This is a genomic window from Teichococcus rhizosphaerae (genome assembly GCF_002631185.1).
Classification (GTDB): Bacteria; Pseudomonadota; Alphaproteobacteria; order Acetobacterales; family Acetobacteraceae; genus Pseudoroseomonas; species Pseudoroseomonas rhizosphaerae.
This window is the reverse complement of sequence record NZ_PDNU01000017.1, coordinates 62292-78492: the sequence shown is the minus strand read 5'-3', so window position 1 is coordinate 78492 and position 16201 is coordinate 62292. Positions and strand designations below refer to the sequence as shown.

At 74.5% G+C, this 16201-nt stretch carries 15 protein-coding genes; 10 read left to right on the top strand and 5 right to left on the bottom strand.

Going from position 1 to position 16201, the window contains the following annotated elements; all coding sequences use genetic code 11:
- Window positions 1-81: 81 nt before the first annotated feature.
- Window positions 82-1023 carry a 3-hydroxyacyl-CoA dehydrogenase gene (locus CR162_RS10915; RefSeq protein ID WP_099095584.1) on the bottom strand — a complete coding sequence of 314 codons (942 nt, stop codon included), beginning with the start codon at window positions 1021-1023 and terminating at the stop codon, window positions 82-84.
- Window positions 1008-2093: a LacI family DNA-binding transcriptional regulator gene (locus CR162_RS10910; protein ID WP_099095583.1), complete on the bottom strand. Its 1086-nt coding sequence runs from the start codon at window positions 2091-2093 to the stop codon at window positions 1008-1010. Before CR162_RS10910 ends, CR162_RS10915 begins: the two co-directional genes overlap by 16 nt.
- A 218-nt stretch (window positions 2094-2311) precedes the next feature.
- Here CR162_RS10910 and CR162_RS10905 point away from each other — a divergent pair, with 218 nt between their 5' ends.
- Complete coding sequence (locus CR162_RS10905; RefSeq protein WP_099095582.1) at window positions 2312-3223, top strand: Tll0287-like domain-containing protein; 912 nt, start codon at window positions 2312-2314, stop codon at window positions 3221-3223.
- The gene (locus CR162_RS10900; RefSeq protein ID WP_176559812.1) at window positions 3220-4740 is read left to right on the top strand and encodes a mechanosensitive ion channel family protein; all 1521 of its coding nucleotides are present in this window, start codon (window positions 3220-3222) and stop codon (window positions 4738-4740) included. Before CR162_RS10905 ends, CR162_RS10900 begins: the two co-directional genes overlap by 4 nt.
- 49 nt (window positions 4741-4789) lie before the next feature.
- On the opposite strand, the gene purN is transcribed toward CR162_RS10900, so the two are convergent.
- Both purN and purM read right to left on the bottom strand, forming a co-directional pair.
- Window positions 4790-5446, bottom strand: a complete 657-nt coding sequence (gene purN, locus CR162_RS10895) for a phosphoribosylglycinamide formyltransferase (protein WP_099095580.1) — start codon at window positions 5444-5446, stop codon at window positions 4790-4792.
- Window positions 5443-6525, bottom strand: coding sequence for a phosphoribosylformylglycinamidine cyclo-ligase (purM, locus tag CR162_RS10890; protein ID WP_099095635.1), 1083 nt, complete (start codon window positions 6523-6525; stop codon window positions 5443-5445). Before purM ends, purN begins: the two co-directional genes overlap by 4 nt.
- A 76-nt stretch (window positions 6526-6601) precedes the next feature.
- Between purM and CR162_RS10885 the strand changes: the two genes are divergently transcribed.
- The 8 genes from CR162_RS10885 to CR162_RS10850 all read left to right on the top strand — a co-directional run bounded on the left by CR162_RS10885 (window position 6602) and on the right by CR162_RS10850 (window position 14928).
- On the top strand, window positions 6602-7462 hold the full coding sequence (locus CR162_RS10885; protein WP_099095579.1) for a hypothetical protein: 861 nt from the start codon (window positions 6602-6604) through the stop codon (window positions 7460-7462).
- A 124-nt stretch (window positions 7463-7586) separates the two neighbouring features.
- Window positions 7587-8147 carry a CDP-alcohol phosphatidyltransferase family protein gene (locus CR162_RS10880; RefSeq protein ID WP_245870270.1) on the top strand — a complete coding sequence of 187 codons (561 nt, stop codon included), beginning with the start codon at window positions 7587-7589 and terminating at the stop codon, window positions 8145-8147.
- Complete coding sequence (locus tag CR162_RS10875) at window positions 8144-9322, top strand: AI-2E family transporter (RefSeq protein ID WP_245870268.1); 1179 nt, start codon at window positions 8144-8146, stop codon at window positions 9320-9322. The genes CR162_RS10880 and CR162_RS10875 overlap by 4 nt, the downstream gene beginning before the upstream one ends.
- Complete coding sequence (locus tag CR162_RS10870) at window positions 9323-10126, top strand: HdaA/DnaA family protein (protein WP_141563133.1); 804 nt, start codon at window positions 9323-9325, stop codon at window positions 10124-10126.
- Window positions 10127-10135: 9 nt separating this feature from the next.
- Window positions 10136-12352, top strand: a complete 2217-nt coding sequence (locus tag CR162_RS10865; protein ID WP_099095576.1) for an RNA degradosome polyphosphate kinase — start codon at window positions 10136-10138, stop codon at window positions 12350-12352.
- A gap of 16 nt (window positions 12353-12368) precedes the next feature.
- A complete protein-coding gene (locus CR162_RS10860; RefSeq protein WP_245870267.1) occupies window positions 12369-13886 on the top strand; it encodes a Ppx/GppA phosphatase family protein in 1518 nt (505 codons plus the stop codon).
- Between the two features lie 59 nt (window positions 13887-13945).
- Window positions 13946-14419: an AAC(3)-I family aminoglycoside N-acetyltransferase gene (locus tag CR162_RS10855; RefSeq protein WP_099095575.1), complete on the top strand. Its 474-nt coding sequence runs from the start codon at window positions 13946-13948 to the stop codon at window positions 14417-14419.
- Window positions 14420-14484: 65 nt separating this feature from the next.
- On the top strand, window positions 14485-14928 hold the full coding sequence (locus CR162_RS10850) for a DUF805 domain-containing protein (protein ID WP_245870266.1): 444 nt from the start codon (window positions 14485-14487) through the stop codon (window positions 14926-14928).
- A gap of 6 nt (window positions 14929-14934) precedes the next feature.
- Here the strand turns inward: CR162_RS10850 and rnd are convergent, their stop codons facing one another.
- Window positions 14935-16119 carry a ribonuclease D gene (rnd, locus tag CR162_RS10845; protein WP_099095573.1) on the bottom strand — a complete coding sequence of 395 codons (1185 nt, stop codon included), beginning with the start codon at window positions 16117-16119 and terminating at the stop codon, window positions 14935-14937.
- Between the last annotated feature and the right edge of the window lie 82 nt (window positions 16120-16201).

Below are 16201 nucleotides of genomic sequence, written 5' to 3'. Positions count from 1 at the left end.
GCGGCCCGCTCGCCCCGCGCGGGGCGGCGTCGCTTCGGCCATGCGCCCGGCCGCGTCACCCTGGCTGCGCGCGCGGATGCGTCACTTCGGCTGGGCACGCAGATGCGCGACGAGCGCCATCAGCCGGCGGTTGCGCCAGTCGGTGCGGGCCTGGAGCCGGTCGGCCGGCAGGGTTTCGCGCAGCTCCGCCTCGGCGCTCCGGATCGCCTCCTGCGACCAGGGCTTCGGGTCGCGGCGCGAAAGGGCGATGTTGTGGTAGAGCGGCGCGAGGCGCGCCGAATAGTCGGCGATGCCGCCCGGCGCGTTCAGGTCGATCGTCTCGAACGGCCCCATGAAGGCCCAGCGCAAGCCGAGCCCCTGGCTCACCGTGCGGTCGATGTCGGCGGCGGAGGCGAGGCCCGCCTCGTAGAGCGCCCAGGCCTCGTTCAGCAGCGCCCCCTGCAGGCGGTTCAGGATGAAGCCCTCGATCTCGCCCTTCACCTCGATCGGCGCCTGGCCCCAGCCTTCCATGGCGGCGCGCAGCGCGGGGATGATGGCCGGGTCCGTCCAGGGGGCGGGCACCAGCTCCACCAGCGGCACGAGGTGCGGCGGGTTCACCGGATGGGCGACCAGGAAGCGGCCGCGCTTCGGCAGCCCCGCCGTGAAGGCCGAGGCCGGAATGCCGGAGGAGGAGGAGCCGACGATGGCGTCGTCGCGCATCGCCGCGTCGATGTCGGCGCAGGCCGCCTGCTTCACCTCGACCCGCTCCAGCACGGATTCCTGGATGTAGTCGGCATCCCCCACCGCCTCGGCCAGCGTGGCGCAGACGGTGATGCGGGCGAGCACCGGCTCCACCGCCTCGACCAGCCCCGCGCCCCGCATGTCCTCCAGCATGGTGCGCAGCCGCGCCAGGGCGCCGGCGCGGATGGATTCGCTGGCGTCGAAGAGGCGGACGCTGGCGCCCCCGCGCGCGAAGACCAGTGCCCAGCCCGAGCCGACCAGCCCGGCGCCGACCACGGCCACTGTGTTCAGGGCATGCTGCATGAGGTTTCCTTCTCGAGATGCGTGTCGCGGGAAAAGGCGGGCGTGCTGCCGCGCGCCACCAGCGTGCCGGCCAGGCGCAGCGGGGCGGCGGGAAAGGGGATGCCCTGGCCGAGGCGGCCGATCCAGTCGAGCGCGGCGTCGAACATCGCCTCCACCGGCTGGCGCAGCGTCGTCAGGTCGTGCGCCGGCCAGGCGGCCATGGGGATGTCGTCGAAGCCGGCTATGGCCAGCTCCCGCGGCACGCGCAGGCCGAACTCGTCGCGCGCCACTTCCTGGAAGCCGATGGCCAGGATGTCGTTGGCGCAGAGCACCGCCCGGGGCGGCGCCGCCTGCCCCAGCAGGGCGCGCGCCGCCTGCTGCCCGGCGGCGTAGGTGAAGGCGCCCTCCCGCCCCTCGGGCGGCCATTCGCACGGCGCCGGGAGGCCCCGCTCGGCGCAGCGGGCCAGGAAGCCGGCCCGGCGCTCGGCATTGGTCGAGGCATCGGCGCGGCCGCCCACAAAGGCCAGCCGCGTCGCGCCGCCGTCGATCAGGTGGTCGGCCATGGCCGCGCCGCCCCGCGCGTTGTCGCAGACGATGGCGGCGGCCTCCGGGTCGCCGGGGTGGCGGTTGAGGAAGAGCAGCGGCGTGCCGGCCTCGCGGCAGGCCCGGCTGGCCGCGCTGCTGAGGGTGGTGGCGAGCACGATGGCGCATTCCGGCTGGTAGGAAAGCAGCAGCCGCAGCGCCGCCGCTTCCGAGGCCGCCGCCGCCCCTTCCGGCTCGGTCACCACCAGCATGACGTTGTAGCCGGCGCGCTGCAGCCGGCTGGTGAGCCGCTCCAGCGCCGCCGGGTAGAAGGGGTTGGCGAGGTCGGACACCACGACGCCGACGATGCCGGTACGGCGGGTGATCATGCCGCGCGCCAGGGCGTTGGGGTGGTAGCCCATCTCCTCGGCCCGGCGCAGCACGGCGGCCCGCGTTCCGGGCGCGATGGCGCCGCCCGGGTGGAAGGCGCGCGCCACGGTGGCCACCGACATGCCGAGCCCGCGCGCGAGGTCCTTGATGGTGACACGGGGCGCGCGGCTAGCGGGCATGGGCCCCGCCCCGGGCTGGTTTCGCGCTGTTGCGCATGCGCTTCCTCCTCACGCGGCCATGTTCTGGCTCGTCTTGCTTGGGTGAGAACGTTCTCAGTCGCATGCCGAGGCTCCGCTCGCAATCCCGCACTTTTTCGTGTTCAATGCGCGCGGCTTGATCTGGGCGGCTGGCCGCAAGGGCGGCGGCGGTAGCATCGTTGCGGGATCGGAGGGAGCGCGTGCAGGTACCGGGCATAAGGCGCACCGTCTCGCGCATCCTGGCCATGGTGTTCTGCCTCGGCCTGCTGGCGGGGCTCGGCGGCTTCTACCTGCTGCTGCAGGACCGCGCCCTGCGGCAGGCGGCCTCCGAGGCGCGCATCCTGCTGCGCTCGGCGCTGGCCATCCGCGGCTACACGGCCGACCACATCTTCCCCAAGATTTCCCGCCTGCCGGACGGCGAGTTCCACGCCGAGACGGTGCCCTCCTACGCGGCGCAGACCGTGTTCCGCATGGTGGCGAGCGATTACGGCGCCTACACCTACCGCGAGCCGGCGCTCAACCCGACCTCCAGCGCCGACCTTGCCACGCCCTTCGAGGTGGAACTGCTGCAGCGCTTCCGCGCCGACCCCGCGCTGCAGGAGCTGAGCGGCGTGCGGCCCACCGAGACGGACCGCCTGTTCTATCTCGCCCGCCCCATCCGCATCACCCAGGAGGGGTGCCTGAGCTGCCACAGCACGCCCGCGCGCGCGCCGCCCGCCATGCTGGCGAAGTACGGCACCGGCGGCGGCTTCGGGTGGGAGATGAACGAGGTGGTGGCGGCCCAGGTGCTCACCGTGCCGGTGACGCAGGGGCTGAAGGGCTCGCTGGAGCTGGTCGGCGTGCTGGGGCTCGGCCTCGCCGTGATCTTCGGCCTGGCCTATGTGGCGCTGGTGCTGGCGCTGGACCGCATGGTGATCCGCCCGCTCGGCGCGCTCAGCCGCGCCGCCGACGCCGCCAGCCAGAGCGGCGACCCGCGCCTCGGCCTGCCGCGCGCCGGCGCCGGCGAGATCCGCCGCCTGGCGGAATCGATCGACCGGCTGCGCATCTCCCTCGGCAAGGCCATGGGCCGGCTGGGGCGCGAGCCGGCGGCGCGCCCGGAAAGCGGCGATTGAGCCCCCGCGCGCCCGCGGGGCAGCCCGGCGGCTTCTGGGCGCTGGCCGTCCTGGCCACGCTTTGCGCCGGCCTCTGGCTGCTGAGCTGGCTGGCGGAGGACCACCTGCTGCTCGGCGGCGGGCCGGTGCAGTCCGGGCTGCGCGTCGCCGCCACGCTGAGCACCGCGCTGCTGGTGGTGCTGGGGGGCGGCCGCGCCGTGCTCGGCCTCGGCCTCAGCGCCGGCCTCGGCGTCGAGCCCACCGGGCTGCAGCGCGCCATCGCCTACAGCGTGCTCACCTTCGCCGCCTCGGCGGTGGTGCTCGCCTCGCTCGGCTTCGACATCACGGCGGTGCTGACCACCTCGGCCATCCTCACCGCCGCGGTCGGCCTCGCCCTGCAGCCCACGCTCGGCAGCCTGATCTCGGGCGTCGCGCTGCACATGGACCGCGTCCTGCATGTGGGCGACGCCATCGTGCTGGACGGGCAGAAGGTGGAGATCCTGCGGCTGGACTGGCGCACCGCCATCGCGCTGCGGCGGGACGGCGCGCTGATCGTCATCCCCAACGCCCGCATCTGCAACGAGACGGTGGTGATGCACCGCGGCGGCCAGCCGGTGCGGCAGGATTCGCACTTCCCGGCGCCGGCCAGCCTGCCGCCGCAGCGCATCTCCGATCTGGTGACGGCGATGATCACCGACTTCCCGCAGGTCGACGTGTCGCGCCCGGTGATGGTCATGCTGGAAGGCTACGAGCCCGGCACCGCGCTGGCGCGCTACAACGCCCGCTACTGGGTGCGCAACATGTGGGACGGGCCGGAGATCGGCAGCGAGGTGCTGCGCCGCGTCTGGTACGTCTATCAGCGCCACGGCATTCCCTGGCCGGTCTCGCGGCTCTACGGCGCCGGGCAGCGCGCGGTGGACGAGGTGGCGGTGCTGGCTCCCGGCGGCCGCCCGGTGGCCGAGACGCTGGCCATGCTGCTGCCGCCGGGGCCGGACCGCGAGGCGCGGGCGCGCCGCCTGGCCGAGGCCGGGCGCCTGCTGCTCTTCGCGCCCGACGAGCGGCTGATCCTGCCCGAGGCGCATGCGGAGGCCTGCTGCCTGCTGCTCGCCGGCCATGCGCTGGCCGAGACGGAAGGGGCGGGGATGCTGGCCGAGGTGTCGCCGCCGCCGCCGCTGCGGCTGCAGCGCCTGGGCCGCGCCGCGACGCTGCGTCGCATGGCCGACGCGCTGGCGCGCCACATCGGCCCCTATGCCGAGCACGCGGTGCGCCAGGCGGCGGCCCGCAGCGCCAGCCTGGCCGAGCTGTGCCGCGACGTGGCGGAGGAGATCCCCGACCCCGCGCGCCGCGCCGCCTTTCTGGCCGGGCTCGACACCGCCGAGGAGGCAGCGCACGGGCCCGGCCACCGTTTCCGCGTTTGCCGGGACGCCGCCGGGCGCCTGGTGTCGGACCCGCCGCTGCGCGCGGTGGACGAGGTGGCGGTGCTGGTGCTGCCGGGCGCGATGGAGGGGCTGCTGGGCCGGGCGGCCAGGGCCGGCTGATCCCTCCTCCAGCCTCCGGGCGGGCGCGCCGGAAGCGGCCGGGGCGGGATCAGCCCGGGTTGCGCAGCCGCTCCCCGCTGGGCGGCGGCGGCGCCTCCAGCCGGACCAGCCTGCCTTCCAGCGCCACCCGCCCCGACGCCACCCAGGCCAGCGCCGCCGGGTAGAGCCGGTGCTCCTCGGCCAGCACGCGGGCGGCGAGGCGGGCCTCGTCGTCGCCCGGCAGGATGGGCACGGCGGCCTGCGCCAGGATCGGCCCCTCATCCACGCCCGGGGTCACGAGATGCACGGTGCAGCCATGCAGCTTCACCCCCGCCGCCAGCGCGCGGGCATGGGTGTCGAGCCCCGGAAAGGCGGGCAGCAGGGAGGGGTGGATGTTGAGCATCCGCCCTTCCCAGCGGGCGGTGAAGCCTTCCGTCAGCACGCGCATGAAGCCCGCGAGCGCGATCAGCTCCACCCCGTGCCGCGCCAGCTCCGCCTCCATCGCCGCCTCGAAGGCCGCGCGGTCGCGGCCGAAGGGGCGGGATTCCACCACCGCCGTCGGGATGCCCGCCTCCGCCGCGCGGGCGAGGCCGGCGGCATCCGCCCGGTTGGACAGGACAAGGGCGATCTCGGCCGGGTAGGCGGGGTCCGCCGCCGCGGCGAGCAGGGCGGCCATGTTGCTGCCCCGCCCGGAGATGAGGATGGCGGTGCGCCGCCGCAGGCTCATGCGGCGGGCCAGCGCGGGCCGAGATTCTCCACCCGCACCTCGGGCGCCGCGCCCTCGCCGCCGGCGGCGATGGTGCCCAGGCGGAACACCGTCTCGCCCTTGTCGGACAGCAGGTCGGTGGCGGCGGCGACATCCGCCTCGCGCACCACCACGCACATGCCGATGCCGCAGTTGAACACGCGCAGCATCTCCTCCGGCGCCACCTGGCCGGCCTGGGCCAGCCAGGCGAAGACGGGCGGCAGGGTCCAGGCCTGCGCGTCCAGCACCGCGACCGTGCCCGGGGGCAGCACGCGCGGCAGGTTGCCCGGCAGGCCGCCGCCGGTGATGTGCGCCGCCGCCTTGACCAGCCCGGCGCGGTGCAGCGCCAGCACCGAGCGCACATAGATGCGGGTCGGCGCCAGCAGCGCCTGGCCCAGCGTCTGCGCGCCGGCCTCCGGCGTGGCGAAGGGGGCGGGGCTGTCCACCCCCTGGTCGGCCGCCTCGAGGATGCGGCGCACCAGCGAGAAGCCGTTGGAATGGACGCCGGAGGCGGCGAGGCCCAGCACCACGTCGCCCGGCGCGACGTCCGGCCTCGGCAGCAGCGCGCCGCGCTCGGCGGCGCCGACCGAGAAGCCGGCGAGGTCGTAGTCGTCCTTGGCGTACATGCCCGGCATCTCGGCCGTCTCGCCGCCGACCAGCGCGCAGCCCGCCTGCCGGCAGCCCTCGGCGATGCCGGCGACGACCGCCCGCGCCTGCTCCAGCCGCAGCTTGCCGGTGGCGAAGTAGTCGAGGAAGAACAGCGGCTCGGCGCCCTGCACCACGAGGTCGTTCACGCACATGGCAACCAGGTCGATGCCCACGGCGTCATGCATGCCGCAGTCGATGGCGAGGCGCAGCTTGGTGCCGACGCCATCGGTGGAGGACACCAGGACGGGGTCGGCGTAGCCGGCCGCCTTCAGGTCGAACAGCGCGCCGAAGCCGCCGAGCGACCCCATGGTCCCGGGGCGGTCGGTGGAGCGCGCCAGCGGCTTGATGGCATCCACGAGGGCGTCGCCGGTTTCGATGTCAACGCCGGCGTCGCGGTAGGTCAGACTGGTCATCAGGGGGCCCGATCGGCTATGCGCAAAGGCCCGGATAAGGAGATCGATCACCATGCCGGGCATCCAAGGGGGCGGAATGCAACATTTTCGGCGCTTCGCCGCAACCGTTGTCGTGGGCAGCCTGATCGGCGCCGCCCTCGGGGCTGCCGGGTTCGGGGCCGGGCAGGGGGCGCATGCCCAGGCGCTGCCGCCGGCCGAGGCCGCCGCCACGGGTAACCCCTATGTGCAGCGCGGCGTGCCGGCCGAAGCCACCGCCGAGAACGCCGTGGTGGCCCGCACCCGCGCCCTCGCCGCCGCGCAGCGCACCGCCTATGAGCGCATGGCGGGCGAGCTCGGCCTCCCGCGCGGGCTGAGCGATTCCCAGATCGATTCGCTGGTCTCCTCCATCATCGTCGAGGAGGAGCGGACCACCCGCAACGGCTACAATGGCCGGCTGACGGTGAACTTCAGCCAGAGCCGCGTGGCCGCCCGCAGCGGCGGCGTGGCGGGCGGCCCGTCCACCGGCCCATCCCCTGGCCTGCCGCCGGGCGGCGACGCCGCGCCGCCGGTGGTGCCCGCCGCCCAGCAGGCGGCGGGCTTCATCCAGGCCGAGGCGCGCTTCGGCGGCCAGCGGGAATGGCTGGAGCTGCGCCGCCGCCTGCTGACCAGCCCCGAGATCGCCTCGGTGGACATCCAGGCCATCGCGGTGGACGGCGCGCGGCTGCGCCTCGGCCTGCGCCAGGCGCCGCAGCAGGCCATGCAGGCGCTGCCCGCCACCGGCCTTGTCCTGGTGCCGCCCGCCCCCCTCGCGCCCAACCCCTTCGCCGCTCCCGCGGCGCCGGGCATGCTGGCCCCGCCCGTGCGCGTCGGCGCGGCGCCCAATCCGGCGGCCGTCGTCCCGGATGGCGCCGGCGCTTCCTCCGGGCCATGGCAAATCGGCCTTGCCGGGCGGATCTGAGCCGCCGCGCCCGCCCACGGGTCCGCCCGCGGGCCTGCCTGGGGGGGCGCCCGCGGGCCCGCCGGCTGCCCCGCCGGCCGGGGCCTTCACCCTGCCCAACGCCATCACCCTGGCGCGTCTCTGCATGGTGCCCGCCACCATCTGGCTGGTGATCCACGAGCGGCTGGACATCGCCTTCTTCGTCTTCGTGGCGGCCGGCGTGTCGGACGCGCTGGATGGCTGGCTGGCCCGGCGCCAGGGCAGCCATTCCCGCCTCGGCGCCATGCTCGACCCGGTGGCCGACAAGGCGCTGCTGATCTGCACCTATGTGGCGCTGGCCGTCATCGGCGTGCTGCCGGACTGGCTGGCCCTGCTGGTGGTGTTCCGCGACGTGCTGATCATGGGCGGCGTCACGCTGTTCACCCTGCTGGGCACGCCGCCGCGCATCCAGCCGCTGCTCGTCTCCAAGGCCAACACCGTGGCGCAGATCGGCCTCGCCGGGCTGGCGCTGCTGCTGGCGGGGTTCGGCCTGCGCGGCGCCTGGCTGCTGGACGTCATGGTGGCGGTGGTGGCGCTCACCACCCTGCTTTCGGGCCTGGCCTACCTGGCGCCGCTGCTGCGCCCGGAGCGGGGAGGGGGCCAGGGAGGCGGGGGCCGGAAAGGCGGCGGCACGGGCGGCGATACGGGCGGCGGCGCGGGGCCATGAGCGCGATGACGCCGCGACCCGAGCTGCCCGACCCGCCGCCGCCCCTCCGCCGCGACCCCCGCCTGCCGCCGCCGCCGCCCCCCCGCGCCGGGCCGCGCACCGCCACGCGCAACCAGCGCCTGACCATGGTGCTCGGCCTGCTGGCCGCCGCGCTGTTCCTGCTGTGGCTGTTCTCGGCGATCCTGACGCCTTTCGTGCTGGCCGCCTGCGTGGCCTATTTCCTCGACCCCTTCGCCACCCGGCTGAACCGCCTGGGCCTCGGGCGCGGCGTGGCGGCGCTGCTGCTGGTGACGGCGCTGATGGCCCTGGCGCTGCTGGCGCTGCTGCTGCTCTACCCGCTGATCATCGCCCAGGTGGCCACGCTGCTGGCGCGGCTGCCGAGCTATGTGGCCGGCGTCGGCGCGGCGATGCAGGAGGCGCTGACCGCGCTGGAGGAGCGCTTCGGGCCGGAGATCTTCGACACCCGGCTGCGCGACCTCGCGGTGAGCCAGATCGGCGCCATCCTTTCCTTTCTCGGCACCTCGGCCACGCGGCTCATCGGCGGCGGCTACGCGCTGTTCAGCGTGTTCACCCTGGTGGTGGTGACGCCGGTGGTGGCCTTCTACCTGCTGCGGGACTGGCCGCGCATCATCGGCCGCATCGAGAGCTGGCTGCCGCGCCGCTCCGCCGCCACGCTGCGCCAGCTGGCGCGGGACACCGACCGGGTGCTGTCCGCCTGGATGCGCGGCCAGCTGCTCTGCTGCGCCCTGCTGGCCGGCTACTACGCCATCGGCCTTTCGGCGGTGGGGCTGGAGCTGGGGCTGATGGTGGGTCTGGCCTCGGGCTTCCTCACCTTCATCCCCTATGTCGGCTCGATGACGGGGCTCGCCACGGCGCTGCTGCTGGCGATCGGTCAGTTCGGCACCTGGAACGGCGTCGGGCTGGTGGCCGCCATCTTCGTCGCCGGGCAGGTCATCGAGGGCTACATCATCTATCCCCGCCTGCTCGGCGGCCGGGTGGAGCTGCACGCGGTGTGGGTGATCTTCGCGCTGTTCGCGGGCGGCGTGGCCTTCGGCTTCCTCGGCGTGCTGCTGGCGGTGCCGATGGCGGCGACCCTGGGCGTGCTGGCGCGCTACTGGCTGCGGCGCTATCTGGAAAGCCCGCTCTATCTCGACCCGCCCCGAACCGGTGTGTGAATGCCCGCCCACCCGCACAGCCCCGGGCCTCCTCCCGCCGCACCCCTCCCGGCGCCCTCGCCGCTGCGCCAGCTCGCCTTGCCGCTGGACCTGCCGCCCGTCTTCCAGGGCGAGGTGATGCCCGACCGCTCCAACGCCGAGGCCCGCGCCTGGCTGGCGCGGGTCTCGGCCTGGCCGGCGCAGCGGCTCGCGGTGTTCGGCCCCGAGGGGGTGGGCAAGTCGCACCTGCTGCGGCAGGAGGCGGTGGCGCGGGGCTGGCGGCTGCTCCAGGGCCCGGCGCTGCGCGGCGTGCCCGAGCCCGCCCCCACCGCGCTGGACGACGCCGACTGCGTGGCCGAGGAGGCGGCGCTGTTCCACCTGATCAACGCCTGCGCCGCGCAGCGCCTGCCGCTGCTGATGGCCGGGCGGCAGCCCCCCGCCCGCTGGCCGGTGGCGCTGCCCGACCTCGCCAGCCGGCTGCGCGCCACGGCGGCGGTGGGCATCGGCGAGCCGTCCGACGCGCTGCTGGCCCGGCTGCTGGCGCGCCACTTCGCCGAGCGGCAGCTGCGCGTGCCGGAGGCGGTGCAGGAATGGCTGCTGGCGCGGCTGCCGCGCGAGGCCGGCGCCATCGCCGCCGCCGCCGCCCGGCTGGACCGCGCGGCGCTGGCGGCCGGCGGCGCCGTGACCCGGGCGCTGGCCCGCGCGGCGCTCGCCGACTGGCCGGGCTTCGAGGCGCCGGCCGACTGGACCGGCCTCGAACCTCTCGATGACGTTTCGATGGAACCCGCGGGCGCGGCCTCCCTGTCCACGCCGGCCTTGCTGTAGTCTCGGGCCATGGACGCCACCGACGCCAATCCCGCCTCCGCCCAGGCCGAGCTGTCCCGCCCGGCCATCGCCATGAACGCGCCGGAGCGGTTCATCAACCGCGAGCTGTCCTGGCTGGACTTCAACCAGCGCGTGCTGGAGGAGGCGGCCAACCCGAACCACCCGCTGCTGGAGCGGCTGCGCTTCGTGGCCATCTCCGCCTCCAACCTGGACGAGTTCTATTCGGTCCGCGTCGCCGGGCTGGTGGGGCAGGAGCGGGCGGGCATCATTCCCTCCTCGCCGGACGGGCTGACGCCGGGGCAGCAGCTCACCGCCATCCATGCCCGCGCCGCGGCGCTGATCGAGGAGCAGCAGGCGAGCTGGCGCAGCCTGCGGCAGCAGGCGCGCGAGGCGGGCGTCTCGGTCTGCGCCGTGGAGGAGCTGTCGGAGGCGGATCGCGGCTGGCTGGAGACCTGGTTCCTGGAGCGCGTCTTCCCGGTGCTGACGCCGCTGGCGGTGGACCCGGCGCACCCCTTCCCCTTCATCAGCAACCTGGCGCTCTGCATGGTCTTCAAGCTGGTGCGGGAGGAGGATGGCGGCACCATGCGCGCCCTGCTGCCGCTGCCCAGCCAGGTGGAGCGCTTCATCCGCCTCCCCGCCGCCGAGGACGCGCCGCAGATCACCCCCGGCACCGGCCCGATCCGCTTCCTGCTGCTGGAGGACGCGGTCACGCTGTTCCTGCCGCGCCTCTTTCCCGGCTTCATCAATGCCGAGCAGGGGCTGTTCCGCCTGATCCGCGACACCGACGTGGAGTTCGAGGAGGAGGCGGAGGACCTGGTCCGCTCCTATGAGAGCGCGCTGAAGCGCCGCCGCCGCGGCCGCGCCATCCAGCTCTCGGTCGACGGGCGCATGGCGGCCGACCTGGTGGACTTCGTGGTGGAGGAGCTGGACGCGCCGCGCGCCGAGATCTTCGTGGTCGATGGCCTGCTGGGGCTGGCCGACCTGAAGCAGCTCATCGTCGATGACCGGCCGGACCTGCTCTTCACCCCCTACACGCCGCGCTTCCCCGAGCGCATCCTCGATTTCGGCGGCGACTGCTTCGCCGCCATCCGCGCCAAGGACATCGTCGTCCACCACCCCTATGAGAGCTTCGACGTGGTGGTGCAGTTCCTGCGCCAGGCGGCGCGCGACCCCTCGGTGGTGGCCATCAAGCAGACCCTCTACCGCACCAGCCGCGACAGCCCGATCGCCCGCGCGCTGATCGAGGCGGCGGAGATGGGCAAGTCCGTCACCGCCATGGTGGAGCTGAAGGCCCGCTTCGACGAGGAGCGCAACATCGCCCTCGCGCGCGAGCTGGAGGCGGCGGGGGTGCAGGTGGTCTATGGCTTCGTGGACCTCAAGATCCACGCCAAGGTCAGCCTGGTGGTGCGGCGCGAGGGCGGCACGCTGCGCTCCTACGCGCATTTCGGCACGGGCAACTACCACCCCATCACCGCCCGCATCTACACCGACCTCAGCTTCTTCACCGCCGACACGGCGCTGACGCGCGACGCGCAGAAGCTGTTCAACTACATGACCGGCTATGCCCGGCCCGAGACGATGGAGAAGCTGGCCTTCGCCCCGCTCACCATCCGCCCCGCCATGCTCGGCCTGATCGAGCAGGAGATCGCCTTCGCGCGGGAAGGCAAGCCCGCCCACATCTGGCTCAAGATGAACAGCCTGGTGGACAACCAGCTGATCGACGCGCTCTACCGCGCCAGCCAGGCGGGGGTGAAGGTGGATTGCGTGGTGCGCGGCATCTGCTGCCTGCGCCCCGGCGTGCCGGGCCTGTCCGACCACATCCGGGTGAAGTCCATCGTCGGGCGCTTCCTGGAGCATTCGCGCATCTACGTCTTCGGCAACGGGCACCGGCTGCCCTCGCGCCGGGCGCGGGTCTACATCGCCTCGGCCGACTGGATGGCGCGCAACATGGACTGGCGGGTGGAGACCATGGTGCCGGTGGAGAACCCCACCGTGCACGCCCAGATCGTCGACCAGATCATGGCGGTGAACCTGAGGGACACCGCCCAGTCCTGGCAGCTCCACGCCGATGGCGGCTGGCGCCGCCTGCCGGCGGGGGCGCAACCCGTGTCGGCGCATGAGTATTTCATGACCAACCCCTCCCTTTCCGGCCGGGGCAGCGCCCTGCAGCGCGCGCCCGGACGGGCCGCCGCGCGCCGCCGGCAGGACCGCGTCTCCCAGGACTAACATCGAGGATCTCCGCTTGGACCTTCCCGACAGCCATGCCAGCCTTGGCCTCGCGCATCCCCACCGGGCCGGCATCGTCGATCTCGGCTCCAACTCGGTGCGCCTCGTGGTGTTCGAGGGGCGGGGGCGCAACCCGCTGGCCATCTTCAACGAGAAGGCGGTGCTGGGCCTCGGCCGCGGCCTGCAGAACACCGGCAGGCTGAACGAGGAGGCGGTTCCCCAGGCGCTGACGGTGCTGGAGCGCTACCACGCCATCGCCCGCGCCATGGGGGCCGCGCCGCTGGAGGTGCTGGCCACCGCCGCGGTGCGCGACGCCGAGAACGGCCCGGCCTTCGCCGCCGCCCTGGCCGAGCGCATGCCGGGCGTGCCGATCCGCATCCTGCACGGCGAGGAGGAGGCCGCCTTCTCGGCCGATGGCGTGCTGCTGGGCTTCCCCCAGGCGGACGGCATCCTGGGCGATCTCGGCGGCGGCTCGCTGGAGGTGGTGGAGCTGAACCAGGGCCGCGCCGGCGCCACGGAGTCGCTCCCCCTCGGCGCCATCCGCCTGGCCGACCGGGCGGGCGGCGAGATCGCCCGCGCCCGCGCCATCGCCGAGGCCGAGCTGGCGCGGCTGCCCTGGCTGGCGCATGGCAAGGACCGCGACCTCTACCTCGTCGGCGGCGCCTGGCGGGCGCTCGCCAAGATCCACATCGCCCAGACCGCCTACCCGCTCTCCATCGTGCACCACTACGTGCTGCGGCGGGAGGAGGCGCGCGACCTCTGCGCCGTACTGATGACGGCCACCCGCCGCACCCTGGAGCGGCTGCCCGGCGCCCCCTCCAAGCGGCTGCAGGACCTGCCCTTCGCCGCCGTGGCGCTGCGCCGCCTGCTGCGCGCCACCGGCGCCCGCCGCGTGGTGTTCAGCGCCAACGGCCTGCGCGAGGGCTGGTACGCCCGGCGCCTGTCCCCCGAGGTGCGGCGGGAGGATCCGCTGCTGGCCGCCGGGCGCGAGATGGCCGCGCGCTATGGCCGCGACACGGCGCTGCCCGCCGCCCTGTCCAGCTGGACGGCGCCGCTCTTCGCGCCCGAGACGCCGGATGCGGCGGCGCTGCGCCAGGCCGCCTGCTGGCTGTCCGACATCGGCAGCCACGACCACCCCGACTACCGCGCCGAGCAATCCTTCCTGCGCGTGCTGCGCCAGCCCGGCATCGGGCTCGACCACCACGAGCGGGCCTTTCTCGCCCTGGTGGTGGCGCTCCGCTACGAGCCGGAGCTGGACGCGCCCTGGCTCGGCACCGCCCGCATGCTGCTCGATGCCGGCACGCTGCGGCGGGCGGAGGTGCTGGGAGCGGCGCTGCGGCTGGCCTACACCCTTTCGGGCGGCACGCCGGGCCTGCTGGCCGGCACCGCGCTGGTGCGGGAGAAGGAAACCCTGACGCTGCGGCTGGTGGAGGGCGGCGGCGTCTTTGCCGGCGATTCCGTGCAGCGCCGGGTGGAGGCGCTGGCCGCCACGCTGGGCCTCACGGCCAGCGTGCAGGTGGCGCCGCCGGGCTGAGCGGCTGGCCGGGATGTGAGGCGGCGCGGCATGCCCGCCGCCCTTATGCTGGCCAGGCCATGCCCTTTCCCGCCGCCGCCATCCGGCGCCTCGCCGCCGGGGATGCCCCGCTGGCCCGCCAGCTCAACGCCCTGTTCGGCGAGGCCTTCGCGGACCCTGGAACCTATGGCGCGACGCCGCCCCCGGATGCCTATCTGGAGGCCCTGCTGGCCAGGGAGCACGTCATCGCCCTGGTGGCGGAGGAGGCGGGCAGGGTGGTGGGCGGCCTCGTCGCCTATGAGCTCGACAAGCTCGAGCGCATGCGGCGTGAGATCTACATCTACGACCTCGCCGTGGAGGCGGCGCAGCGGCGGCGCGGCATCGCCACGGCGCTGGTCGGGCGGCTGCGCGGGATCGCCGCGCGGCGCGGCGCCTGGATCATTTTCGTCCAGGCCGACCATGGCGACGGCCTGGCCATCGCCCTTTACGAGAAGCTCGGGCTGCGCGAGGAAGTGCTGCACTACGACATTCCCGTGCCGGCGCCGGGGCCCTGAGCGCCCCGCCTCCCGGCCGCCACATTGCCGGGCCCGCCTCCTGGCCGGCCCTGGGGAGACCGGACGTGTTGCTTCTGCGCTGGATCAGCTTCTCGGGCCGCATCTCCCTGGGGCGCTTCTGGCTGGCCTATGTGCTGCCGCTCATCGGCCTGCAGCTGCTGGCCCTGGCGGTCGATCTCGCGCTGTTCGGCTGGTCGGGCTGGAGCATCCGCCGCGGCCTCGTGCCGTCCGCCGAGGCGGCCGAGGGGCAGGCGGTGTTCTATGTCGCCAGCTTCTCGGGGCCGGTCAGCGCGGCATGGTCCTGGCTGTCCCTGGTCCCGGGCTTCGCCGGCATGACCAGGCGGTGGCACGACCGGGGCCGCAGCGGCTGGTGGAGCCTGCTGCTGCTGGTGCCGGTCATCGGCTGGCTCTGGGTGTTCTTCAGCCTCTTCTGCCGCGACGGGCAGCGCGGCCCCAACCGCTACGGCCCCGATCCTCTGGAAGCGGGCCCGCCGGAAGCGCGGGGCTGAGCCCGCTCAGCTCTGGATCAGCTTCACCTTGCGGCCCTCGACGCCGAGGGCCAGCCGCCCGCCCTTGAGCGCCAGCGCCGCCTGGCCGAAGATCTGGCGCCGCCAGCCATGCAGGGCGGGAATCTGCGGCTCCGCCTCCGTGGCCAGCCGCTCCAGCTCGTCGGCGCTGGCGATCAGGCGCGGCGCCACATGGTGCTCCTCCGCCTTGGCCGCCAGCAGCACCTTCAGCAGCGCGATCAGCGCCGGCGAGGCGGGCGGACCCTGGCGGCCATCGCGCGAAGGCTCGGGGAGGGCGGATTCGGGCAGCTCGCGCGCCGTGGCGAGCGCCGCCAGCAGCCCGGCGCCGGTCTTGCCGTCGGCGAAGCCCTTGCTGATGCCCCGCGCGCGGGACAGCTCGGCCGCCGTGGCCGGGCCGGTGGCGGCGATCTCCAGCAGCGTCTCGTCGCGCACCAGGCGCTGGCGCGGGATGTTCACACGCTGCGCCTCGCGCTCCCGCCAGGCGGCGGCGGCGCGCACGGCGGCCAGGAAGCGGCGGTTGCCGGAGCGGGGCTTGAGGCGCTCCCACGCCGTTTCGGGGTCCTGGCGGTAGGTGGCGGGGTCGGTCAGCTCCGCCATCTCCTCGGCCACCCAGGACAGGCGCCCCTCCTCCGTCAGGCGCTCCACCAGGGCGGTGTAGACGCGGCGCAGATGCGTCACGTCGGCGGCGGCGTAGTTGATCTGGGCCGGGGACAGGGGGCGCGCGGCCCAGTCGGAGAAGCGGTGCGCCTTGTCGATCTGCGCGCCGGCCAGCGCCCGCACCAGGCTGTCATAGCTCGCCTGGTCGCCGAAGCCGGCCACCATGGCGGCCACCTGGGTGTCGAACAGCGGGCGCGGGGGGGCGCCGAAGCGCAGGATGCAGATCTCCACGTCCTGGCGGGCGGCGTGGAACACCTTGGTCACGGCCGGGTCGGCGAACAGCGCGCCGAGGGGGGCGAGGTCGATCCCCTCCGCCAGCGCGTCGATCACCGCCACCTCGCCGGCGCCGGCGAGTTGCACCACGCACAGCTCGGGCCAATAGGTCCGCTCCCGCATGAACTCGGTATCGACCGTGACGAACGGCTCCTGCCGCAGCCGGTCGCATAGCGCGGCGAGATCCTCGGTGGTCGTGATCAGGATCGGATCGGCGTCCTGCGCCTGGATGCGTCGGCTCATTGTGTGGAGTGTTCTAGCGAAGCTGGGGCAAGCCGCAAAGCCTGCCCCCCGAAGCGGAGGGGTGCCCGGGGCATGGCGGGGC

Bases quoted from the DNA above. Each gene is read 5' to 3' on its own strand.
- CR162_RS10855 (WP_099095575.1), top strand. From the start codon at position 13,946: ATGCCCTTTCCCGCCGCCGCCATCCGGCGCCTCGCCGCCGGGGATGCC.
- CR162_RS10910 (WP_099095583.1), bottom strand. From the start codon at position 2,093: ATGCCCGCTAGCCGCGCGCCCCGTGTCACCATCAAGGACCTCGCGCGC.
- CR162_RS10870 (WP_141563133.1), top strand. From the start codon at position 9,323: ATGCCCGCCCACCCGCACAGCCCCGGGCCTCCTCCCGCCGCACCCCTC.
- CR162_RS10915 (WP_099095584.1), bottom strand. From the start codon at position 1,023: ATGCAGCATGCCCTGAACACAGTGGCCGTGGTCGGCGCCGGGCTGGTC.
- CR162_RS10875 (WP_245870268.1), top strand. From the start codon at position 8,144: ATGAGCGCGATGACGCCGCGACCCGAGCTGCCCGACCCGCCGCCGCCC.
- CR162_RS10865 (WP_099095576.1), top strand. From the start codon at position 10,136: ATGGACGCCACCGACGCCAATCCCGCCTCCGCCCAGGCCGAGCTGTCC.
- purM (WP_099095635.1), bottom strand. From the start codon at position 6,525: ATGACCAGTCTGACCTACCGCGACGCCGGCGTTGACATCGAAACCGGC.
- CR162_RS10885 (WP_099095579.1), top strand. From the start codon at position 6,602: ATGCAACATTTTCGGCGCTTCGCCGCAACCGTTGTCGTGGGCAGCCTG.
- purN (WP_099095580.1), bottom strand. From the start codon at position 5,446: ATGAGCCTGCGGCGGCGCACCGCCATCCTCATCTCCGGGCGGGGCAGC.
- CR162_RS10880 (WP_245870270.1), top strand. From the start codon at position 7,587: ATGGTGCCCGCCACCATCTGGCTGGTGATCCACGAGCGGCTGGACATC.
- rnd (WP_099095573.1), bottom strand. From the start codon at position 16,119: ATGAGCCGACGCATCCAGGCGCAGGACGCCGATCCGATCCTGATCACG.